The organism is Chryseobacterium sp. PET-29 (assembly GCF_025736815.1).
Lineage (GTDB): Bacteria > Bacteroidota > Bacteroidia > Flavobacteriales > Weeksellaceae > Chryseobacterium > Chryseobacterium nepalense.
Genome location: NZ_CP107053.1, coordinates 2,091,017 through 2,114,315 on the forward strand (window position 1 = coordinate 2,091,017; position 23,299 = coordinate 2,114,315).

The following is a 23,299-nucleotide window of genomic DNA, read 5'->3' on the forward strand; positions in this document are numbered from 1 at the left end:
AATTTAAACTATTACAAAACCGGGTTGCCTGTGTTCCTAAATTCTTCCAATAAATTATTGAATACTTTATCTACGGGAAGTACTTCATCAATTAAAGCGGAAACTTGCCCGATTTCCAGTTCGCCTTCCTCCATATCTCCTTCAAACATTCCTTTTTTTGCTCTTGCACGCCCCAGGGATGCGATCAGCAGATCTTTATTTCTTCCGGCAATATAAATATCTTCCAGTTCGTTGAAAAACTTATTTTTAACCATTCTTACAGGAGCCAGTTCCTTCAGCGTAAGATGTGTATCTCCTTCCTGAAGCTCAGTTATTTTTCTCTTCCAGTTATCGTGGGCACTTGCTTCAGCAGTTGCGGCAAAACGGGAGCCGATCTGTACTGCGTCTGCTCCCAGAATCATTGCTGCTTTCATCTGTGAACCTAAAGCAATACCTCCGGCCGCGATCAAAGGTTTTGAAATATGTTTTTTCACGTTTGGAATCAGGCAGAAAGTGGTGGTTTCGTCCCTTCCGTTGTGACCTCCGGCTTCAAAGCCTTCTGCCACTATTGCGTCTACTCCGGCTTCTTCGCATTTGATGGCAAATTTGGTGGATGAAACTACGTGAGCTACTTTCAACCCTTCTTTCTGTAACGTTTCAGTATATGTTTTAGGATTTCCGGCTGATGTAAAAACAATCTTTATCCCTTCTTCCAGTATAATCTGTAGTACCTCATCAATATTCGGATAAAGCATCGGAACATTCACCCCGAAAGGTTTATCTGTTGCCTGTTTACATTTTCTGATATTTTCACGTAATACATCGGGATACATGCTTCCTGCCCCAATAAGGCCCAGACCGCCGCAATTAGATACTGCCGAAGCAAGTCTCCATCCCGAATGCCAGATCATCCCGCCCTGAATGACCGGATACTGAATATTAAAAAGTTGGGTGATTCTGTTTTGACCCTGCTGCATTTCATGAAGCTTTTTAGCCGAATTGAAATCTATAAAATTGCTCATGCTGTAAAAATAATAAAAACCATGATTTATCGGGAATTTCGAATAAAAAAAAACCTTCAGAAAATTCTGAAGGCTTTTTTTTATTTTTTGATGGCGTCTTTCTTCCAGTTTCCTTTGAAGGCGCAGTCGTTATAACGTCCGTCTATGGAAATAAATGTTGTTGGAAGTTTTGAATTAACAAACTTTTCCACCATTTCACTTCTTCTCTTGTTAAGAGCCATTTGTTTGATTCTGTCATAATCCGTTTCCAGGGTGATCTGGTGTGAAGGAATTACATCTTCAATCTTGATGATCTTTACAACTTTTCTGTCTCTTTCGTCTTTATCATCGAATGCATTGGTAATATCTCCTTTATTAAGACCAGCCAGCTCATAACTGATGGTTCCCGGAACAGATTCTCTTTCTATTTTGCTGGAACCATCTGATCCAGGGATTACTCCGGCATTGAACTTTGTTCTTTTATCGTCTGAGAATCTGAAAGCAGCATCTTTGAAGGTAATTTTACCACTGGAAATCAATCCTCTGATGCTGTCTAATTTCACTTTTGCTGTTTTAATTTCTTCATCCGTAGGAGTTGCCATTAAAAGAATATGTCTTGCATCATAGATCTTACCTGCTTTTCTCACCAGCTGTATGATATGATAACCGAATTCTGATTCTATCGGATCTGAAATTTCGCCTTCCTGAAGATTCAGTGCAGCTGCTTCAAAAGGTTTTACCATCTGTCCTTTAGAAATATTTTTCATAAGTCCTCCATTTGAAGCAGATCCAGGGTCTTCTGAATAGATTCTTGCCTGGCTTTCAAAGCTTTCTCCTCCTTCAATATCCTTTTTAATCTTTTTCAGTCTGTTGATGAGATCCTCCTTATGAGCTTCAGTAAGTTTAGGATACATCATAATCTGTGATAAAGAAACCTCATCTTTTATTTCCGGAAGCTGGGTTTTGTACATGTTGTAGAAGTCGGTTACCTCATTTGGAGTAACGTCTGCTTTTTCTGTAATTCTCTGGTATTTTGCCTGTGCATAATATTGATCCGTATCGATTTTCTCGATGGCATTTTTCATTTCATAGCCGTTTCTGAATTTATAAGCCGCAAGCATTGTTTTTTCATCAGGAAACTGTGACAGCAACTGTTGATATTTTCCGTTAGCCTGTTCTTTAATTGCTGCAGAACGGTTTTCGATAAGTGTATCTTTTCTTGCTTCATATACCAGAAGCTTATTATTGAGAAGGTTTTCCAAAAATTCACACTTATCAATATTGGTAGTTCCCTGCTGTTTTGCATAGTTCATCTGCTCATTTACGTCAGACTCCAGAACAATTTCATCACCGATTACAGCAGCAATACCATCCACTAAATCTCCTTGTTTCAGCTGAGCATTCAGCGAATTTGCACCAAACAAGATGATGAAAATTCCAAAAAGAAAAGTGATCTTAAGTTTATTTATCATTTTACTATTTTAAACAAGTTGCAAATTTAGAATTCTTAATGAATTACACTAAATTTTTTATTATAAATATTTCTTAAAAAAGACGTATTTATTGTAGTTCTATATCAAAAGTTGTCAATTCTTTAAACTGTCTTAATCTTTCGAACATATCCGCTTCATTTACTTCTTCAATTCTTTCCGTCCCGAATTTTTCAACGGTGAAAGATGCCATTGCAGAACCTACGATAAGTGCAGATTTCATAGTTTCAAAATCAGTTTTTTCTTTTTTAGCCAGATAAGCTGCAAAGCCTCCTGCAAAAGTATCTCCCGCTCCGGTAGGGTCAAAAACTTCTTCCAACGGTAGTGCCGGAATAGCGAATACTTTATTATCATGGAAAAGTAAAGCGCCATGTTCTCCTTTTTTAATGATGACGTATTCCGGTCCCATTTCGTGGATTTTTTTAGCTGCTTTTACGAGAGAATATTCGCCTGAAAGCTGTCTTGCTTCTTCGTCATTAATAGTAATAACATCCGTTTTAGCAATCATTTCCATTAAAATATCCCATGCGGTATCCATCCAGAAATTCATGGTATCAAGGATTACCAGTTTCGGACGTTTGTGCATTTTTTCCAATACGGAAAGCTGTACCCCCGGATGAAGATTTCCCAATAATAAAATCTCCGCATCCTGCATAGAATCCGGAATTTTAGGATCAAAATTCTCCAGAACATTCACTTCTGTTGCCAGTGTATCTCTGGTATTAAGGTCATTGTGATATTTTCCGGACCAGAAAAATGTTTTGCCATCTTTCACGATTTCAATTCCTTCTATATTTACGTTTCTGTTGGTGAACATATCCAGATGTTCCTGCGGAAAATCTCCTCCCACCACTGAAACAATTCCTGATTTTACTCCAAGTACGGATGAAGTAATTCCGATATAGGTTGCCGCACCTCCCAAAATTTTGTCTGTTTTACCAAATGGTGTTTCGATTGCATCGAATGCAACACTTCCTACAACTAAAAGTTTCATATTTTTTTCAAAGTATATTTAAAGAGTATTAATTTTTCCATTCAAATGTGTCCAGAAGATGCTTCATATCGTTCTTGATATAATCTACCGCCGGTGCCAGAGAATCCGGCTTTGGTCTTGTGTTGAAATATAAATAGGCCGTTACAAAATGTTTTGTACTGTCTGTAATGTAAAACTGAAGGTTTGAAGCACTTTGTCCTTTAAGCTCATAGAAGTTTCCGTACACTTTTTTATCAGGATATTCGAATGATTTGGTATCAATGGCACTTGCTTTTATCGTATGCTCATACACCATTTTTTCAGCTTCCTGGATGTGGGCGGCAAAATCATTCTTGATAGGATAATAGGTCACGAAAATTTTCGCTTTCATTTTCGGATAATTCAGATAATACCAGCAAGGTCTTTTGGCATCTGTAATTGTTGCGAAATGGGAATATTCAAAAGTATAGGCACAGTTGTTTTCAAACTTCTGATATTTCGGCGCAGGATATTCCAGACGAAGTTCACCGTAAGGTTTCGGAACAGGATCTTTGGAACAGGACACCAATATCAGTGCGATAAAAATAAAAATGGCGTTTTTAAACATTTTGCAAAAGTACAAATTAGATTTCAGATTTCGGAAGACAAATTTCAGCATTTCAATCTGTAAGAGTGATTTTACAATTGATTTTTAAATACTTTGTACCTGTTAAAAAGTTTACTTTAATTTAAATCGCAAAATTATTCAACATTAAGATTTTCTAAGGTTTTAAAATCAAGTAGGAAATATCTTTGATATTTAAAGATATGACGCTTCTTATTGGCTTATCAACGTCAATATTTTCTTCTTTAACGTTTATTTAAAAAAGTTTATAAATAAAAAAACGAACTTCAAAAAGTCCGTTCAAATATTATCTAATTCATTTAAAATTTCATTATGTCTTTTACCACTCCGTTCTTCTGCGTATGCTGCAGCAATTCCGTTTCAATGAATAATTTTATTGTTTCTTCGGAACCGTTATTCGGAAATAGAAGGTGAACATTGGCGCCGGCATCAAGGGTAAAGAATAAAGGCAACCCGGTTTCTTTCCGGAAATCCCATATTTTATTGATGACTTCCAGCGTTCCTGTTTTCATGAGGATAAATGCAGGATCGCTCATCATCATCATTGCGTGGAGCGTTAATGCTTCATGTTCCACGAGTTTAATGAACTGATGCAAATCCCCACTGGCAAGAATTTCCTTCATCGGACCGAAGTTTTCCCTCGCTTCCTGAAATCTTCTGTCGGCATACGGATTGGTATTCATCAGGCCGTGTCCTACCGTTGAAGAAACACTTTTCTCACCTTCATGAATCAGTAAGACCCAATCATTAAAATCTTTAAAAATCTCATGAACTGCGTCGTTGGGATATTGAACTGCAAAAAGGTCAGAACTTTCTTTCACCTGGCATTCTCCCCAAACCACCAATCCGCTATACAAACTTCTGCATGCACTTCCGCTTCCCAGCCTTGCCAGAAAAGACGCTTTTCTTAATGATTCTTCTTCCGAAGCTTTTCCAGAGAAAATTCCATCCAGATGCATCAGGCATTTTGCAACCGCACCAAAACCGGAAGCCGAACTTGCAATTCCTGAGCTGTGCGGAAATGTATTTTCTGTTCTGATAATGTATTTCCCCTTTAAAATCCAAGGAAGATATTGTTCTATATTACTGAAATATTTTTCAATTTTTGCTGCAAATTTCGGTTCTTCATTACCCGCTAAAAAAGTCTGAACGGAAAATGCTTCATTCGCTATAAATTCCAGACTGGTATTGGTTTTACAATGATTCAATGTATAGCTGATACTCGGATTTGCAGGAATCTGATTATCATATTTGCCCCAATATTTAATCAGTGCTATGTTTGATGGACAGCTTTCTGAAACCGTCTGATCTTGTATTGCAAATTCTTTTTTTCCTAAAAATTCCTGTGTTGTCATAATTCTTTTTTTGTCAATCAGCTTAGTAATCCATCTATTTTAGTACATCTGATCAATAATCTCCGCATATTTTTTAAGAACCACATTTCTCTTCACTTTCAGCGTAGGCGTGATTTCTCCGGTGTTGATTTCAAATTCTGCGGGCATTAGAGTAAACTTTTTCACTTTTTCAAAGTCGGACAAATGTTCCTGAAGTTCTTTAATTTTATTTTTATAAAAATCGTTTACCTCTTTATTTTTCACCACTTCTTCCCAATTGGTAAAAGGAATATTATTTTTGGCAAGGTACTCTTTCAGGAACTCAAAATTAGGAACAATAAGTGCAGAAGCAAACTGTCTGCCCTCCGCGATCATTACAATCTGCTGGATGAAATTATTATTGGTGAGCAAGTTTTCGATCTGCTGCGGAGCAATATATTTTCCGTTTGATGTTTTCATAAGATCCTTCAGACGGTCGGTGATGATAAGATTTCCTTTTTCATCGATCTTTCCGGCATCACCGGTCTTGAACCATCCGTCTTCAGTGAACACTTTTTGGGTATCTTCCGGGTTGTTGTAATAGCCTTTCATAATTCCGTTTCCTCTTGCCTGGATTTCATCCCGATCTCCGATACGGATTTCTACTCCGGGAAGCGGTTTTCCGCTTGTTCCGTGCTCAAAATGAGTGAAAGGGAAAAGCGTAAGAGTAGCCGTAGTTTCCGTGAGCCCGTACCCTACGGTAACATGGATTCCTACCGATTCAAAAAAACGGGTAACCTCCGGAGATAAGGAAGCTCCACCACAAGGCAGAAACCAGAGTCTTCCCCCCATTCTGTTTTTAATTTTGCTGAAGACCAGAGCTTCAGCTATGTTTTGTTTTATTTGTAGACCTAAAGAAATGTGTTTTTCATTTCGTTTTAATTCGGCAGTCTCCCACCCTGTTTTTACAGCCCAGTCGAAGATTTTTTTCTTTAGTGACGACCCTTCTTCTGCCTTTTCCAGCACGCCTGCGTAAATTTTCTGGAAAAACCTCGGAACAGCGCACATCATAGTAGGTTTCACCTCTTCAAGCGTATTCGCAATATTTTTAGGATCTTCAAGAAAGTATACTCTTGCGCCTCCATACAGACAAAGAAGACTCCAGCTGCGTTCGAAAACGTGGCTTAGTGGTAAAAATGCAAGCGAAAGTTCCTCTTCGAAATTTTTAAATTTAAAAAACTTAAAATGAGCATCAAAAGCTTTGATGAAATTCCCGTGGGTAAGTATTACCCCTTTTGGCGTACCGGTAGTTCCTGAAGTATAAATCAGGGTTGCTACATCGTCATTTTCCTTTGGACAGAATTCTGCTTCTGCGGCTGATTTTGCAATAAAATCTTCCAGGTAGAAGCTGCTGAATTCTTTTTTGATCCAGACTGCTTTTTTGGAAACAATGATCGTTTCGAGGCTGCATTCGTTTTTTTGCACAATTTCAAGGCAGGCATCATACTGTGCCTGGTCTCCTACCAAAATGATTTTTGCCCCGGAATCTTTAATGATATATTCTGCCTGCTCTGCATTATTGGTTGAGTAAATAGGCACGGTAACTGCACCCAGTGACATCGCCGCCAGATCAAAAATCATCCATTCTGAAGAGTTATCTGAATAGATGGAAACTTTATCGTTTTCTTTTATTCCCGCTTCTTTCAGAGCATTGGCTGTTTTAAAAATAATTTCCGAGAATTTCTTCCAGCTCAGCTCTTTCCATCCTTCTTTCTTTTTTTCAAACCCAATGGCGGATTTTAAGGGATGCTTTTCTATATTTTTTTGAATGATTGCCTCCGCAAGATTCATTGTTTTGCCTTTTTATCGTTAATATAATTTTTAAGGTGGAAGTCTATGGTTTCTTCCAATGGAATGAATGTATAATTCAGCCTTTCCTTTACTTTTTTATGAGATATGGTTTTCATTTGGGAAATTGCTTCAACATTCGATTTCGTCACCATCTTAAGTTGCGGAATGAGCCATCCGAAAAGCATATTCGCCACAATTCCCATAGTAAGCTGGAATTTTGAAAGTACTTTTGCCTCTTTCAGACCCAGTTCTTTTCTGATCTGTCTTGCCAGTTCTGCATATCTTTTATTTTCGGAAATAATGATAAACCGTTCTCCGAAAATACTCTTTTCCATGAGCTGAACTGATATTTCAGCAACATCCCTTACATCCGCATAGCTGGTTCCCCCGGAAAAAGTAAAGCTGTTTTTTTCCATGGTAGGAAATATATCACCGCTGCTCTTGCCCCAGTTTCCGCTTCCGATGATCATTCCCGGATTTACGATTACAACATTGAGTCCTTCCGCAGATGCTCTCCAGGCCTCCATTTCGGCAAGATGTTTTGAAATGGCATAGGCGGAATGGTCGTCTTTGGGATTAAAATCAGAATCTTCGTCAAGCTCACCGTTTTCATTGTCAATATCGAGAACGGCGACGGAACTTACGTGTAGAAATTTCTTTACCTCCGAATTTTCACAGGCATATAAAAGGTTTTGGGTTCCTTTTACGTTGGTATGATACATTTCTTTTGCATCATCCGGATTAAAACCGACTTTGGCTGCACAGTGATAGACTTCATCCACACCTTTCAGCGCATCCTGAATCGACTGAATATCATCAAAATCGACATTTACCCATTCTATCTTATTGAAAAAATCGTCGGGATTTTCCGTATAAAATGAATAGGAATGCTTTACTTCGTCTAAATTGCTTGTCGCTCTCTTCGCAGCCCGAACGTTTCTTCCTTTTTTAAGAAGCTCCAAAACGATTACCCTGCCGAGAATTCCGGTAGCACCCGTTACAAAAACCATCCGTTATTTTTACTTGGTTGACTAATTTATGCTCACATTCTCCGTGTTTGCAAATTTGCGATTTTTAAAGGAGAATTCAATTTTTAATTAATAACAAATTACAATAAATTGAAATGTGCACCAAAAGATTATCTGAAGCGTCAATAAAAAAAAACGGGCAGTGCCCGCTCTCATCAAAAATTAAAAAAAATCATTTCGTTGTTATGCTATGCCAAAACTTCATTGCTTCTTCTTGGGGCTTTATCGCACAAAATATCGGCAATGCTTTTTGAGATGAGGTTTCCTTCCGTGAGGTTATCCAACCAGAAAAACTCTCCTGCCGCATTGATTTCGATAAAATAGTATTCGTCTTCCGGAGAAACAATAATGTCAATTGCGCCATAGTCTACATGATATACGTCCAGAAGCTCCAGCAGTTTTGCTTCAATATCAGAAGGCAGCTCCGTAGGAATCCATTTATCGATAAGGTTGACCCCGTCTTTTCTCCAGTCGATTTTTGCGGCATCCGACTGCTGGGAATCTATTTCAAAAGCAAAAATATCTCTTCCGACAACCGTTACCCGGAGTTCTTTTTTCTTCTCGATTTTTTTCTGAAACTGCATCGGACAATACAAAAGTGTATCCAACTCCTCCAGCTTGTCTTCATTAACAACATTGGTAAACACCACACTTTCCACGCCATCTTCATAGATGGCAAAACCAGTCTGCATTTTTGCCACCACATTCTGATGCTTTATGATAAACTGTTTTGCTTCTTCGGGATTATTGGTAACGCAGGTCTCGGGAATTTTAAGTCCAATTTTATCTGCAATTTTAAGCTGTTCTTCTTTACTGTCGAGCCTTCTGTAAACACTTGGTTTTCCCAGCGAATAAACATCAACAGATTCTAAAAACCCGAACAGGGTATTTCTTATCTCTCCCATTGCCGCTCCGTAGAACTTCTCATCGATTTCCTCTCTCAGGCCCCGTCCCATGTTATAAGCACGCCTGTACCAAACTGCTGAAATATCGTCCAGACGGTATTTTTTATCAGAGGTTTCAAGAATGGTTGTCCATTTTCCATCCTGGAATATGGAAGACAATTTGTTGGTTAATGGATATTCATCTACATTAAAGCGAATTACTTCGCATTCGTTTTTATTGATATATTCGGTTACTTTTTCAATTGAAAAATTATCTCCGGTATGGGTAATTATTAAAATTTTATTCATTGGTTTTCATTCTTTTTATAAGATTATCGGCAATTCTCTGTGCAATAGGAAAATTGAGATCTTTCTGCAGCATTCCCCACTCTCCCTGGGGATTGACCTCGAGAAAATAATATTTTCCGTCTTTTCCGCGGATCATGTCTATGGCGCCGAGGTAAAGCCCCATTTCTTTCATCATTCCTGTGAGACCTGACTTTATATTCTCGGGAAGATCATAATCTGACCAGAAGTAGTTTCCTTTTGCAATCCTCCAATCGGTATTTTCGCTGTTATTGATTTTACCGGTGAAGAATTCTCCGTCAAGATAAACAATCCTCAGCTCATATTCTTTTTCAATGTAAGGTTGAAAGATCATTGGGCAGTATTCGATATCTGCAATATTTTCAAGAGAATCTTCATCAATAATATGGGTTGAAAGAAAATTTTCTCCGCCCATTGATTTTGAAATGACTCCGTGAAGCTTGGCCACCATTTTTCGGTTACAATGAGTATAAAAAAATGCAGTAATGGCTTCGGCATCGTTTGAAAAAAGGGTTTCAGGGACAATCAGGCCGTTCTTTTCAGCAATATTCAGCTGTAGCATTTTATTGCCGTCTATTTTGTTTTCAATATCCAGAGGATTAATCCACGGAACACGTTCCAATGCTGTGAAAAGATTGTAACGCAGGGTGGAATATTCCTGAATAAAGATCTTTTTATATTCTTCATCCAGCTCTTCGGGAGTATCAATTCTCCATGATTTCCTGTGCCAGACGCTTTTTACGTCTTCAGATTTTAATCTGTTTCCTGATTCATCGGTGAGTTCAAAAGAATTCTGGCTGATGCTGATTTTCTGAGCATGGTTAAGCTTATCAGAATTCAGCCTGAAATACGGAATATTTTTCGAGGTAAGGTATTCAAAAAAGAGATCAATATTGTAAAAATCCCGTGAATGTGTAATGCAAAGAATCATTTGCCTGTTTTTTATTAAAAAAGGAAACTTAGAGTGTAAGTTTCCTTTTGATATGATTTTGTTAATGTGTTATATATCAACAATTCCATTTATACAGTCGGAACATCATCGTCACCGTCTGATGGATATTTCATGGTCTGCAATAAATCCAGTGTTGGTTTTGTTACAGTGTCAGCAAGTTTCGATGTAGTAACACTATCTAACCTGATATCCGTAATTTCATTTCCTCCTTTGATTTTTTCAGGATCCTGAAGTTGTTTTTCAAGGAATGATGCAAAGAAAGGCTTCTTTTTTGAATTTTTGTTTTTCATAATAATTAATTTAGAGTTTTAATTTAATGGTTGTTTAGTCTTAAAGTGCGGTTGCATCTTCGTCACCGTCTGACGGATATTTCAGGGTAACATGATCGCCTCCCGGTTTTGTAACGTTATCAACAGTTACTGATGTAACACTGTCTTTCAGTGCTCCGGTTGTACTATCCTGCAATGCAGATGTAATTGTTCCTGAACCCCCTTTTACTGTTTCAGGGTCCTGAATTTGCTTTTCTAAGAATGAAGCAAAGAACGGTTTTTTTGTTTTTTTACCTTCCATGATGTTAATATTTAATGATTTAGAATGGTCTAAAAGTATTAAAAAAAAATCACCCAAAGAAGAATAAAATATTTTTTAAGAAAATTTTAACAATTAATAATTAATAACGAAATTATTTTAATTAATATGTAAAAAATCCTTAACAACATTAGCAAAATCAACAGGATTTTCTGCCTGAACCCAATGTCCTGCATTTTTTATGGTTACAAAATCCGCTTTCGGAAACTGCTGCCTGATCGCAAAGTGGTCCTGAGGAAGAATATAATTTGATTTAGCTCCGGCAATGAATAAAGCCGGCCCGTCAAAAACACCGAATTTAATGGCATTGGATACAAATTCATTATATTTTTCGGATAAAGTTTTGAGGTTAAATCTCCAGTTCAGCTTTTTATGATCGTCCCAGTACAAATTTTTTGTCAGGAACTGAATGGTAGATTTTTCAGGAATATATTGACTGAGCACTGCTTCTACGTCATTTCTTGAGGAAACCGTATTAAAATCAACCGTTTCCAATGCTTTAATAATTCCCTGATGGTGTGGCGGATATGCTTTTGGTGAGATATCAACTACAATGAGGCTTTCCACTTTTTCCGGGAATTTTATCGCAAACTGCATTACTGCTTTTCCACCCAGCGAATGTCCCAGAATATGGGCTTTAGCAATTCCATAATATTCCATATATCTTAGAATATCTTCTGCCAGATCATCATGAGACATGTTTTCCGAATGGAAGCTTCTTCCGTGATTACGAAGATCAATAAGATGTACCGGAAGGAATTCTCCCATATCTTTGCCGAAAGAGCCCCAGTTATCAAGCATTCCGAACAAACCGTGAAATACTAAAAGCGGTGTTTTCGAAAGGTTTTCACCGAATATTTTTGAATTTAAAATTTCCATATTTTTGTTATTCTACCATTTTGCAAGTCTCTTCAGATAAGCCTGAACCGTATTTTCCAATCCCATGTACAACGCTTCAGAAATTAAAGCATGACCGATAGAAACTTCCAGTAAATTAGGAATATTATCTGCAAAATATTTTAGATTATCAAGGCTCAAATCATGCCCTGCATTCACTCCAAGTCCGAAATCTGCGGCTACCACTGCCGTATCGTAATAGGGCTTTATAGCCAGTTCTTTATTAGCGGTATAATTTTTCGCATATGCTTCTGTGTACAACTCGATTCTGTCTGTTCCGGTTTTTGCGGCATATTCTACCAGCTCCGGATTAGGATCTAAAAAAATTGAAGTACGAATTCCGGCATTCTTGAACTCCGCAATAATCTCCGTAAGAAAATCAAGATGCCTTTTGGTATCCCATCCTGCATTTGACGTAATAGCATCATCAGCATCAGGAACCAGAGTTACCTGTTCCGGTTTTACTTCTAAGACCATATCGATAAAAGGTCTGTGCGGATTTCCTTCGATATTGAATTCCGTTGTTACAAGCGGTTTAAGATCATAAACATCTTTTCTGGTAATATGTCTTTCGTCCGGTCTCGGATGAATGGTAATTCCCTGCCCTCCATATTCCTGAATCTTTACTGCAGCTTCTGTTACACTGGGCGTTTCACCACCTCTGGCATTTCTTATGGTTGCAATCTTATTAATGTTTACACTAAGTTTTGTCATTTCTACTGATAAGTTTTTGAAATATTGTCCTGATGGATAAGGCATTAAGCGGAAATTCAGCAAGTACATGCAGCATACTGAGAACAAATAATACCGTCAGACCCATTTGATAATTATACAGATACAAAGCTATTGATAAAATCCAAATTGCAGAAACGAAAAGTGTATTTTTTAGTCTTAAAGATCTTGCCCATCCAATTACTGAAGTCTTCACAAACCAGTTCAGATAATGATAAGTGTAAGCAAAAGCAATAAAAATCTGCACTTTTAAAACTCCGGAAACAACCGATATATTTTTCCCTGTTAAAAAGGCCAGCTGTTGATTAATAATTTTAAAACCTGTAGAATTAAATACCTTTTCAGAGCTTTCCCTGGAAAAAACGAAATTTTCCAGTGGTAAAAAAGCAATCATAAATGGTATTGCCAATAGCAATATGATCGTAAAAAGTGCAGTAATATGTGATGATCTTAAATAACCTGAAATCATGAAAAGTGCCGTAAATACATAAACATGGATCAGCGTTGGTAGAAATAGCCCCAGCATAATAATCAGACTGGGCCTGAAAAAAGAGAACAGTATCATCATTAATAATAAAAACACTGCTAAAAACTTAGCATAATTTGTTTCAGATATCAAAATCAGGTAGACTGAAAAAATAAAAAACAGACCGACAATACTTCCGTATATAATATTTGCCCTAAATAAAGCGACATTTAAATATATCATAAAAAGCAAGCCTACAACACATAGTGCAAAAAATAAAAACTTTCCTGCATGCAGCTTATTCACAAAAAAATTTTTTCTTTTCAGCCAGTGCAACTCGGTAAGATAATGCAGCGGCCCCAATACTGCGTATGAGAACAGAAAAACATCAAAAGGTAATATACATGCCAGTAAAAATGAAAATACCAGCATGAGAACGTTAAAAAATTCTATTCTATTATTGATCGCCGAATACACAGTCTTTATCAGAATTAAACTTTTACCTGCATTACCTCCAGATCAAATTCTTTTGAAGCAACCAATAAATGATCGAAGATGTCCGACTGTATTTCCTCAAACCGCACCCACTCGGTATCGTTGGTAAACGCATAAATTTCAAGAGGAAGCCCCTGCGGTGTGCTGTTCAGCTGACGGACCATGATAGGACCCTCTTTATCGAGCTCCGGAATACGTTCTATATATTTTTGGGCATAATACCTGAAAACACCAATATTGGTAAGCTGCCTGCCGTTCACGATCTCTTCTTTATGCGCCATGTTTTCTTTTTCTTTTTTCAGCTCAATTGATCTCTGCTCGAGATAATCAGAAATAAGATTAATGCTTTTCAGACGCTCAATATCTTCTTCTGAAAGGAATTTAAATGAATTGATGTTGAAAAAAATAGATTTCTTGATTCTTCGGGCATTGGTCTCGGAAATCACCTGCATGTTTTTGATTTCTGTAGTGAGAAGATCATACGTAGGAATTGTGGAAAAGGTCCTGTCGAAATTATTGATTTTTGTTGTCAGAAGGTTGATTTCAGCAATATTTCCTTCAATATTATACTTCGGAATACTTACCCAGTCTCCCACTTTGAGGTTTTTAGAAGTTGCCACGTGAAGTCCGGTAACAAATCCCAGAATCGTATCACGGAATACAAGAACAAGAACAGCCGTAATTGCTCCCAGACTGCCGACAATAGTTGTTCCTTTAATCCCGAAAATTACGCAGATCCCAACAACCGAGAAGAGAAAGATTCCCAAAATTTTCACCGTCTCCGAAATAGCATTCAGGGCCATGATTTTGTAAAAATCCTGTTTAATGACGAAATAGTTTCTGAAAGCAGTCAGTCCCCGATACAGCATTCCGGCAAAGATCATTACAAGTCCTAAATTAACACATCTTATAATAAATGTGGTTGTTTTGGTTAAAGCACCTGCGAATATAGATTCATGAATACTTCCTATAATTAAAAGCGCAATTAAATGAGCAATTGAATTGGTAATTCTTGATTCATAAATTGAATTTATAGCAGGATATTTTTCTTTATTTCTGAAGATACTGAAAACGCTGTTGATTATAAGCTTAAAAATAAAGTCAATAACCAGAAAAATCGCGATCAATAAAAGAATCTTTACAATAATATGAAATACGAATTCCAGGCCGGACGGTGCAATGCGGCTGATGTATCGGTAAAGAGGCTCACTTAATCCCTGTATGAGATCCTTTGTTTCTTCTAATTGGTCGTTCATTACAGCAAATTTAGGAAAATAAGTAATTTTTATACAGAATATCTTTCAGCAATTTTTATCCCAAAACTAATTAAGTTATTCTTTTAAATAGAAATTTTTCAGAATTTTTAAAACGATTCAATTCATTCACAAGCACGATTAACAAATAAAACTTTCATAACAATAAATAATATTACCACAATTTATTTAAAAAAAATAACATTTTTATGAATTTATATTTAATAATTATTTAAATTTGATATAAACTAAATAAAATCAAAAAACCATATACATATGAGAAAACACTACTTTTTTATTTTATTGTGTGTATTCACACTTTTAACGAACTGCTCCGGAGGAGACGATGCACCGGTAATTACGGAAAATACGAATACGGCCGTTAAAACCGGGAAGCTTACCGGGAAGGTAATGTCAAAAAACGGAACCAAACCTATTGGAGGAGCTTCTGTTTTTACCTTTGACGACAAGTATAAAATCTATTACACGACTTCTGATTCAGAAGGTAATTTCCTACTTGATGCTCCGGCCGGAAACCGCACAATTTACATCCAGACCGGTAACGGGACCAATTTCCGTACAGAAATTTCCGCAGTAGTTAAAGACAATGAAACAACTGCTCTTGATGCAAATCAGACAAAACTTAACCAAATTGCAAAAATCGCTTATGTAAAAGGAACTTATGATAAGATAGAGGATATTATCCAGATTCTAGGTTATACTGCAACCGAAATCACGAATAATGACCTGGCGAATATGACTACAATTTCGCAGTACGATATTATATTCCTTAATTGCGGCTCCAGAAGCAGCACGACAAATCCCGCACTTTACACAGCGATTGATGCCAACTTAGCCATTTTTGTGGCCAACGGAGGAAGTATCTATGCCTCAGACTGGGATGTTGCCTATTTAGTAGGCGGAACCACCAATACCAATAACTGTGGATTGCCGGGAGGATTTGTACCTGATTCAAAATTATGCTCCAAGAATATCGGAAGCTCCGGAAATATCGGTGCTACTGTAAATAATGCCGGACTAACATCTGCTTTAGGGTTCAATACGCTTAATCTGGATTATGATTTAGGAGCATGGCAAAAAATAATCAACTATGATCCTGCTTACTGGGAAGTACTGGTGAAGGAAACTTCATCAAATGATGCGTTGATGATCAGAACCAACCATTTTGCAGCAACAGGTATTCCGGTTACTCCAATAGGAAATGCTGCAAACACAACTTTTGTAACGGTTTGTGTTACCCTTCCGGGAAATATCCAGATCAGTCTTTCTGTTCCTCAGGCAGCCGTTCCTTTCCTTGTTGCATTAGGCGCAACAGTGGGACCTTGCTCAGGAGCTTCCAACAGCGGCTATATTTATTACACCACTTTCCACAACCACGCTTCCGGAAATATTGGTAATGCAGGTGTTATTCTACAATATGTAATTTTAAACCTTTAATAAAAACTTCACCTTAAACATGGAAGTGGCTTTTTTGAAGCCACTTTTTTTTATATCTTTTCATTAAATTAAAAAAATGGATACAGCCTTAATTGATATTCTCTGCCTTATTCTTCTGTTTTTAGGAATTTTAGGAACTTTTTTACCAGTTTTACCGGGTCTGTTATTGAGCATCTGCGGACTTCTGATCTATAAATTCGGAACCGATTCGGATCTCAGCATGATATATATCTGGGCATTTATAATCCTTACCATTGCTTCAGTGGTACTTAATTATGTCATTCCGGCAAAGACCAATCAGAAATACGGCGGAACACGCTGGGGAAGTATTGGTTCGGTAATCGGTACCATCGTAGGGATATTTTTACCCATTCCTTTGGGATTTTTAGTAGGGATGTTTGCAGGTGTTTTTATAGGAGAACTTCTTCATGACAGTAAAGATATTAGCAAAGCTTTAAAATCAACCAAAGGAGCTTTTATAGGGTTTATTTACGGCACCGGATTCAGCTTCGTGGTGGGTGTGGCAATGTTTTTGGTGGTAGTATTAAATATGCTTTCCATTATTTAAAACAAGAAAAATGTTGTATAAAGCCATTATATTAAGCACAGGACTATTGTTAGTTAACTGCAAAACACAAAAAGGGACACAGGTTCCGCAAAAAGATCAAGTGGAAAATTCCGGGAATCTCACAAAAAACAGCAATGAAGGATCCGTCATCTACTTCAATGAAGGAGAAAACAGATTTCTTGATGAATATCAGATGAATGTAACATTCAAAGGTATTTCTGAAGACAGCCGCTGCCCGAAAGATGTTAACTGCATTTGGGCCGGCGTTGCCGTAGCCGAAGTAGAGGTAATGGGAACTGCAACAAGACCTATGACTTTATCCCTTGCAAGCCTGGATAATAAAGGAAGAAATTATCATCAATCCGCAGATTTCAACGGATATACCATCACGCTAACAGAAGTAAATCCGTATCCCGGATCAGCAGAAGGCACAAAAAACCTTAAAGGAAAATATAGAATCGGTATTATGATCAAAAAATCCGATAACACCGCTAATATGAAATAGGCTTCTTTCCCTTAGAACTCAGATATTCATTAATTTTCGAAAAAGGTTTGCTTCCGAAAAATCCTCTGTGAACAGAAAATGGCGACGGGTGCGCAGACTTTAATATAAAATGTTTGGCCGGATCAATAAGTTCGGCTTTTTTCTGTGCAAAAGCACCCCATAAGACAAAAACTACATTTTGTTTCTTATCTGAAATTTCTTTGATAATAAAATCCGTAAACTTTTCCCAGCCGAGATCCTTATGAGAGTTCGGAGCATGAGCACGTACAGTTAACGTTGCATTTAACAGCAAAACACCCTGTTTTCCCCAGTCATCCAATTCTTTTGAAGTTCTTTCCACACCGATATCATTTTTAAGCTCTATAAAAATATTCTTCAGGGAGGGTGGCGCGGCAACCTGCTCGGAAACTGAAAAACAAAGACCATTCGCCTGATAATCATTATGATATGGATCCTGCCCAATAATTACAACCTCAACTTCATCGAAAGGGGTAATTTCCAACGCCCTGAAAATCTGTCTTTTAGGTGGGAAAACTTTTGTTGTTGCATATTCCTGCTTTACTTTCTCCCAAAGATTGGTAAAATATTCGGTTTTTTTTATCGGGGCTAATATTTCTGTCCAGGTCATATTGTAATAATTTATCAGATGTTTTTATTGATAGGCTTAAACCTCAACTGCTCTGTAAGATCAAAAGTATTGCCATGAATTTAAATTTATAAAAAGTATCATGGAACCTTTTTCTCGATCAGCGATTATAATTGTCAAATATAAAAATATATCAGGATATCCAAAAATGAGCTCTGGGCAGCATTTATAAAGTAATCATTCATTGTCATATCAACAAGATAATTCCAGTGACTTTCATCAGTATTTATGCTGTAAAAATTTATATGATTTATTTTTTTTGATACGTTTAAGCAAATAATCGGCTGAAAAATCACAATTACCGTTCAGTCTTTAACAAATTTTAACTTACAGATTAATTTTGTTAGAAATTAAATAATTACAATCACAGTAAAGATTTATATCATATTCAAAAATTATCATAAAATTAACATAAATTCTACCTTTATATCACAAAACAAAAGAATATTACATAACATAATTAATAAATATTTGTCGATATGAAAACTTTAAGAATTTTCTTGAATGCTACAGCGCTATGCGGAACATTATTTTTTTATCAAAATGCAGAAGCTCAAAAAATAAATCAGAAGACAACAGTAATTGTCGTTAACGGAACTTCTCCTTTACACGACTGGGAAATGAATTCTTCAGCAGCTTACTTTACAGGAACCGTGAATGGAAACAGCATATCCAACGCCACTTTTACCATGCCGGTAAAAAACCTGAAAAGCAAAAAAGGAAGCACCATGGATAATAAAGCTTATGAAGCATTGAAATCTTCACAATATCCCACCATCAGCTTTACAGCAGCTTCTATCAATTTCGGTAAAAGCAATGTAAGCGGAAAACTGACGATCGCAGGAGTTTCCAGAAATGTTTCTTTTCCCGTAAGCGTTGCTAAAAATGAAAACACTTACACCATTTATGGAACCGAAACCGTAAAACTTTCAGATTTCGGAATGAGCAGACCCGGATTCATGGGTATAAAAACAGGAGATGAAGTCACCATCAAAGTGAGCATTACAGCACAGTAAGAAATCAGCATTAAAACCATGATTAATCAATATTAAAAAAATAAAACGTTATGAAAACCATTTACATAAAAACAGCACTCTTAGGAACTATTTTACTTGCTAATGCCGCACATGCTCAACAGTTTCCTTTAGATAATCTTAAACCAAGAGACCAGAGAGGGATCAATATTTTTGAAAATCCTAAAGATTCTGTAACAACCTTTGAGAAACTTAAAGTAAGAATCGGCGGAGCGTTCGCCTTACAATTCCAAGGTCTGAAACATGAAAGCGGAGCAGATCAATCCGTTCCGGCAACCCAACTGTACGACATCGGAAATAATTTTAACCTTGCTACAGCCAACCTTGATATTGATGTGGCTTTATATGACGGTATCAATTTACATTTAAGAACATTTTTAAGTTCCCGCCACCACAACGAAACCTACGTAAAAGGAGGCTACATTCAGATTGACAAGCTTGATTTTATCAAAAAAGATTTTTTGAGTGACTTTATGAAATATTCAACCATAAAATTCGGTCATGATGAAATTAATTACGGGGATGTGCACTTCAGAAGAAGCGATAATGCCTACACCACCCAAAACCCGTTTGTGGGAAATTACCTGATGGACGCATATGCAACAATGGTTTTTGCTGAATATTACTACCGCAGAGACGGATTCATCGGAATGGGAGGTATTACCAACGGAAGACTCAACCAGAATGCCAACGGAGGAACAAGCCCTTCTTTATATGCTAAAATAGGCTACGACAAACAGCTGAACAGCGATCTGAGAGTACGTCTTACAGGATCCGTTTACAACACCGCCAATACCCAAAGGCTGGATTTCTATGATGGAGACAGAGCGGGATCAAGATACTATTATGTGATGGAAAATGCCGCGGCCACCTCATCTGCCAATTTCAGATCAGGACAGGTAGTACCGGATTTTAAAAACAAAGTGACTTCCATTATGATCAACCCTTTTGTAAGATATAAAGGTCTGGAATTCTTCGGAACTTTTGAAAACGCTTCAGGCAGAAATACAACAGAAATCGACCGCAGAACATGGAACCAGTATGCCGCGGAACTTATTTACCGATTCGGAAATAATGATAACCTGTACTTCGGGGGAAGATACAACCTGGTAAAAGGTGAACTGGCGACAGGAAACAAGGTAGATGTAACCCGTTACAACATCGGCGGAGGCTGGTTTATGACCAAAAACATCCTTACCAAAGTTGAATATGTCAATCAGAAATACGACGGCTATCCAACATCAAGCATCCTGTATGACGGTAAATTCAACGGATTTGTTCTGGAAGCTGCCATTTCTTTCTAAATGCCAATCACAGAAAAAGCTATCCCAAGTTTTTTCAAAACACTACCTGAATTATGAAACCTTTTTTAGCAGCAATTCCGTTTATAGTCGGAATATTTATGAATGCCCAGGAAAACTACATTCAGATCAACGGAAGCACTAATATTAATACTTTCAAATGCACCAACACTACATTCAGAACGCCCGGGGGCAATTTCATGATTAGTGAAAAAAATCTTCCAAACATTGCACTGAAAGTAGACGATTTCGATTGCCATAACAAAATAATGACTTCTGATTTTCAGAAAACTCTTTTAGCGGAAGATCATCCATACCTTCATATAAAGTTTATTTCTTTAGACAGGAATAAAGCAGTATACAATGCACAGATAGAAGTAAAGATGATAAACAGAAGTAAAATATACAATATCACATTGTGCCTCGAAAACGGAAAACTTACCGGCAGAAAAAGTGTTAAATTCAGCGATTTTGACATATCACCTCCAAAAAGAATGGGTGGGATGATTGTAGTAAAAGATGATCTTAATCTTGTTTTTGCCCTTGCTGCAAACACGCAATAAAACAATACCAGTTATTTTAGATTACAAGAAATGTTTAGAGATTGATAAAGTCTGCAGTATTCAGTTACTGCAGGCTTTTGGAATTGTAATCATCATTTTTCAGACTAAAAACCAGATTATCGGGAAACCCCTCATCTATTCTTTCCTCTTCCAATACAAAATTATGTTTTAAAAGAAGTTTTTTTGAATTATCATTATAACGGTGAGTCATTGCCACAATTTCTTTCAAAAACAAATTGTTAAAAGCGAAATTTACAACAGCTTTTAATGCCTCCGACATGATTCCTTTGTTGTGAAAATCAGGCAATAATTCATACCCCACTTCTGCAACCGTCCGGTCTTCAGAAAAATTCCAGAGACAGATTGTCCCTATAAGATTTAGCTGATCTTTTAAAGAAATCCCCCAGTAAAATGTCTGATTATTTTTAGTTCTTTCTTTAATCGTGAGAATAAACTGCAGCGCATCGTAATTATTTTTCGGAGAAACTCTCTGTACATATTGATTGATAATTTCGTTGCTGCGAATTTTCAGAATATCATTGACATAGCTTTCGTTGATTTCTTTCAACAATAATCGTTCTGTTTCAATCATACTTTTTATAATTTGTCATTTGATGATTTATCTTCTAAAGAATGATCTCTTCAAATCATAAACTTCTTTCAGAAATAAATTTTCATCCACTTTCCAGTCGATACCTGAAGTATCGTTAAGTGAAATTCGCTTTTATTTTCTGTTTATAATTTTCTAATTCATAAAGATTTAATTCAATCACAAATATATAAGAATTACCGAAATGCACTGGATAGATTTATGTTCTAATTTTTTAAAAAAATTTTAAAATTAGAATCTTTTATCTTAAAAATATAAATCTATAGTCAGTTAAAAAGAGAATTCAGGCATAGGTAGAGTATTATAAAAACGAAAGAATAAAAAACAAAAATGAGTCCGATCTGGTATCTATCGGACTCAATAACCATCAAAATTAAAGGTAGGTTCGTCTAAACTTTTAGGCGCACTCTATAAAAATGGCTTGTCTTATTACTTAGACTTACACTGTCTTTTAATTAGGGGCAGTTAGCAGGCTTAGGATCAACTGTAAATGTAGAAGCTGATGAGGTACACCCATTAACTGTGGCTGTTATGGTATAGGTTCCCGTAGGTGCTCCTATCCATTTATTATTATTAGCATATCCTATTATTGGCTGATTAGGAGTTATGGTATATTTTGCGTTTGAGTCAAAATTGCTGATTTCATATGCACCATATCCTTGAGAGGCCGGATCACAGGTTGGCTGTTTTAATAAAGTCATAACTGGAGCAGGCGGAGGAGTTGGCTGTGGATTAACGGTAAAAGACGTTGATGCCGAGGAAGTGCAACCATTTACCGTTGCCGTTACAGTATACGTTCCTTCAGGAACTACCAACATTCCTGGTCCAAGAGGTGATGTTTGATTTGGACTGAATTGAGGTCCCGAAGGTGTAAAAGTATAACTAGCGTTTGAATTGTAATTGCTTATTTGATAAATGCCATATTTTGAACTACAGGTAGATTGTGAGTGAAATTTAATTGCAGGCGTTGGTGTAGGTGTTCCTGTAATAGTAAAAGATGCTTTGAAATTGCTTCCGGTATTATCCAGTTTTCGGGTTAAATCACAAGCAGTTGTTGAAGTTTCACTTCCAGTGTATTCAAGAAATAATTCAAGAGTATAATCTCCGGGGCATTGTTTGGTTAGATCAATGTTGTAATCTAATTTGTTCCATTTTTGGTCATGACCGGAACAAGCTCCTCCTGTGGGAAATGAACTTCCTGAGCAAGCTTCTTTAAAAGGCAAAGCTTCTTGTAAAAAAGCACCTGGAGTATCTCCGGTTTTATAAATCCTGTAATTAACGGTACCTCCACAGAAATTAGTTCCTGTCTGTTCGTAGTTTTGAAGCTCTAAACCGATAATTTTTAATGTTTGACTATTTGCAGCAAAGCTTCCTAAATTAGCTCCATTAAACTGAGTTGTAGAAATTGCAGTGCCTTCGTAAGAGTACCATTTATTAGTACCGCTTGCATTAAACTGAATAGCTGCTTCAAATATTCCAATTTTTTGAGCACTGGTAGTTATTGAAAAACTACAAAAAACTACTGCTACGAGTAATTTTTTTACTAATGTAAATTTTTTTATCATTTGTGAATTTAATTTCATTGCAAATATAATAACACTTAAATAATTCTTGAATATTCGTTTTTAGACATATTCCTATAATATTTATAATTAAAATTGTTTCAAAGATGTTATTTCAAAAATATGTTCGATTTAGGTTATAAATAAATTCATATAAGTACATTTCAGATATTAAAAAAATAAATCTCAAATAATTCG

Annotated in this window: 24 protein-coding genes; 6 read left to right on the forward strand and 18 right to left on the reverse strand. The window is 36.6% G+C overall.

Annotation, left to right across the window (positions count from 1 at the left end; genetic code table 11):
• Positions 1-11 precede the first annotated feature (11 nt).
• The 15 genes from ODE14_RS09180 to ODE14_RS09250 all read right to left on the reverse strand — a co-directional run bounded on the left by ODE14_RS09180 (position 12) and on the right by ODE14_RS09250 (position 14,857).
• Entirely contained in the window at positions 12-1,001 is a 990-nt protein-coding gene (locus ODE14_RS09180; protein WP_263601224.1) for an NAD(P)H-dependent flavin oxidoreductase, read from the reverse strand.
• Between the two features lie 80 nt (positions 1,002-1,081).
• Positions 1,082-2,452 (reverse strand): peptidylprolyl isomerase, encoded by a 1,371-nt coding sequence (locus ODE14_RS09185; protein ID WP_263601225.1) that lies wholly within the window; start codon positions 2,450-2,452, stop codon positions 1,082-1,084.
• 88 nt (positions 2,453-2,540) lie between these two features.
• Positions 2,541-3,464, reverse strand: a complete 924-nt coding sequence (locus tag ODE14_RS09190; protein ID WP_248391741.1) for a PfkB family carbohydrate kinase — start codon at positions 3,462-3,464, stop codon at positions 2,541-2,543.
• A 28-nt stretch (positions 3,465-3,492) separates the two neighbouring features.
• Entirely contained in the window at positions 3,493-4,050 is a 558-nt protein-coding gene (gene gldD / locus ODE14_RS09195) for a gliding motility lipoprotein GldD (RefSeq protein WP_263601226.1), read from the reverse strand.
• A 317-nt stretch (positions 4,051-4,367) separates the two neighbouring features.
• Positions 4,368-5,423: a diphosphomevalonate/mevalonate 3,5-bisphosphate decarboxylase family protein gene (locus ODE14_RS09200; RefSeq protein ID WP_263601227.1), complete on the reverse strand. Its 1,056-nt coding sequence runs from the start codon at positions 5,421-5,423 to the stop codon at positions 4,368-4,370.
• 39 nt (positions 5,424-5,462) lie between these two features.
• The gene (locus tag ODE14_RS09205) at positions 5,463-7,232 is read right to left on the reverse strand and encodes an AMP-dependent synthetase/ligase (protein WP_263601228.1); all 1,770 of its coding nucleotides are present in this window, start codon (positions 7,230-7,232) and stop codon (positions 5,463-5,465) included.
• On the reverse strand, positions 7,229-8,242 hold the full coding sequence (locus ODE14_RS09210) for an NAD-dependent epimerase/dehydratase family protein (protein ID WP_263601229.1): 1,014 nt from the start codon (positions 8,240-8,242) through the stop codon (positions 7,229-7,231). Before ODE14_RS09210 ends, ODE14_RS09205 begins: the two co-directional genes overlap by 4 nt.
• A gap of 206 nt (positions 8,243-8,448) precedes the next feature.
• Positions 8,449-9,453 carry an MvdD family ATP-grasp ribosomal peptide maturase gene (locus tag ODE14_RS09215; protein WP_263601230.1) on the reverse strand — a complete coding sequence of 335 codons (1,005 nt, stop codon included), beginning with the start codon at positions 9,451-9,453 and terminating at the stop codon, positions 8,449-8,451.
• On the reverse strand, positions 9,446-10,402 hold the full coding sequence (locus ODE14_RS09220; RefSeq protein WP_263601231.1) for an MvdC/MvdD family ATP grasp protein: 957 nt from the start codon (positions 10,400-10,402) through the stop codon (positions 9,446-9,448). The genes ODE14_RS09215 and ODE14_RS09220 overlap by 8 nt, the downstream gene beginning before the upstream one ends.
• Positions 10,403-10,491: 89 nt before the next feature.
• Positions 10,492-10,713: a microviridin/marinostatin family tricyclic proteinase inhibitor gene (locus tag ODE14_RS09225; RefSeq protein ID WP_263601232.1), complete on the reverse strand. Its 222-nt coding sequence runs from the start codon at positions 10,711-10,713 to the stop codon at positions 10,492-10,494.
• 40 nt (positions 10,714-10,753) lie between these two features.
• Positions 10,754-10,993, reverse strand: coding sequence for a microviridin/marinostatin family tricyclic proteinase inhibitor (locus ODE14_RS09230; protein ID WP_263601233.1), 240 nt, complete (start codon positions 10,991-10,993; stop codon positions 10,754-10,756).
• A 117-nt stretch (positions 10,994-11,110) separates the two neighbouring features.
• Complete coding sequence (locus ODE14_RS09235) at positions 11,111-11,890, reverse strand: alpha/beta fold hydrolase (protein ID WP_263601234.1); 780 nt, start codon at positions 11,888-11,890, stop codon at positions 11,111-11,113.
• Between the two features lie 12 nt (positions 11,891-11,902).
• Positions 11,903-12,622 (reverse strand): pyridoxine 5'-phosphate synthase, encoded by a 720-nt coding sequence (locus ODE14_RS09240; RefSeq protein ID WP_263601235.1) that lies wholly within the window; start codon positions 12,620-12,622, stop codon positions 11,903-11,905.
• Positions 12,609-13,208: a hypothetical protein gene (locus tag ODE14_RS09245; protein WP_263601236.1), complete on the reverse strand. Its 600-nt coding sequence runs from the start codon at positions 13,206-13,208 to the stop codon at positions 12,609-12,611. The genes ODE14_RS09240 and ODE14_RS09245 overlap by 14 nt, the downstream gene beginning before the upstream one ends.
• Positions 13,209-13,597: 389 nt before the next feature.
• A complete protein-coding gene (locus tag ODE14_RS09250) occupies positions 13,598-14,857 on the reverse strand; it encodes a mechanosensitive ion channel family protein (protein ID WP_248391724.1) in 1,260 nt (419 codons plus the stop codon).
• Positions 14,858-15,130: 273 nt separating this feature from the next.
• On the opposite strand from ODE14_RS09250, the gene ODE14_RS09255 reads away from it, so the two are divergent.
• From ODE14_RS09255 to ODE14_RS09265, 3 genes are all read left to right on the forward strand, one after another.
• Positions 15,131-16,312 carry a hypothetical protein gene (locus ODE14_RS09255; protein WP_263601237.1) on the forward strand — a complete coding sequence of 394 codons (1,182 nt, stop codon included), beginning with the start codon at positions 15,131-15,133 and terminating at the stop codon, positions 16,310-16,312.
• 76 nt (positions 16,313-16,388) lie between these two features.
• Complete coding sequence (locus ODE14_RS09260; protein WP_248391720.1) at positions 16,389-16,880, forward strand: DUF456 domain-containing protein; 492 nt, start codon at positions 16,389-16,391, stop codon at positions 16,878-16,880.
• 10 nt (positions 16,881-16,890) lie between these two features.
• Complete coding sequence (locus ODE14_RS09265) at positions 16,891-17,385, forward strand: hypothetical protein (protein ID WP_263601238.1); 495 nt, start codon at positions 16,891-16,893, stop codon at positions 17,383-17,385.
• On the opposite strand, the gene ODE14_RS09270 is transcribed toward ODE14_RS09265, so the two are convergent.
• A complete protein-coding gene (locus ODE14_RS09270) occupies positions 17,372-18,013 on the reverse strand; it encodes a uracil-DNA glycosylase (RefSeq protein WP_263601239.1) in 642 nt (213 codons plus the stop codon). The two genes, ODE14_RS09265 and ODE14_RS09270, sit on opposite strands and share 14 nt — an antisense overlap.
• A 497-nt stretch (positions 18,014-18,510) precedes the next feature.
• On the opposite strand from ODE14_RS09270, the gene ODE14_RS09275 reads away from it, so the two are divergent.
• The 3 genes from ODE14_RS09275 to ODE14_RS09285 are packed head-to-tail and all read left to right on the forward strand — an operon-like array spanning position 18,511 to position 20,929.
• Positions 18,511-19,047 carry a YceI family protein gene (locus tag ODE14_RS09275; protein ID WP_263601240.1) on the forward strand — a complete coding sequence of 179 codons (537 nt, stop codon included), beginning with the start codon at positions 18,511-18,513 and terminating at the stop codon, positions 19,045-19,047.
• A gap of 50 nt (positions 19,048-19,097) precedes the next feature.
• A complete protein-coding gene (locus tag ODE14_RS09280) occupies positions 19,098-20,369 on the forward strand; it encodes a hypothetical protein (protein WP_263601241.1) in 1,272 nt (423 codons plus the stop codon).
• 53 nt (positions 20,370-20,422) lie between these two features.
• On the forward strand, positions 20,423-20,929 hold the full coding sequence (locus ODE14_RS09285) for a hypothetical protein (RefSeq protein ID WP_263601242.1): 507 nt from the start codon (positions 20,423-20,425) through the stop codon (positions 20,927-20,929).
• Positions 20,930-20,993: 64 nt separating this feature from the next.
• Here ODE14_RS09285 and ODE14_RS09290 read toward each other — a convergent pair whose 3' ends face one another.
• Both ODE14_RS09290 and ODE14_RS09295 read right to left on the reverse strand, forming a co-directional pair.
• Positions 20,994-21,521 carry a GNAT family N-acetyltransferase gene (locus ODE14_RS09290; protein ID WP_263601243.1) on the reverse strand — a complete coding sequence of 176 codons (528 nt, stop codon included), beginning with the start codon at positions 21,519-21,521 and terminating at the stop codon, positions 20,994-20,996.
• Positions 21,522-21,994: 473 nt separating this feature from the next.
• Positions 21,995-23,122, reverse strand: coding sequence for a hypothetical protein (locus ODE14_RS09295; RefSeq protein ID WP_263601244.1), 1,128 nt, complete (start codon positions 23,120-23,122; stop codon positions 21,995-21,997).
• Positions 23,123-23,299 lie beyond the last annotated feature (177 nt).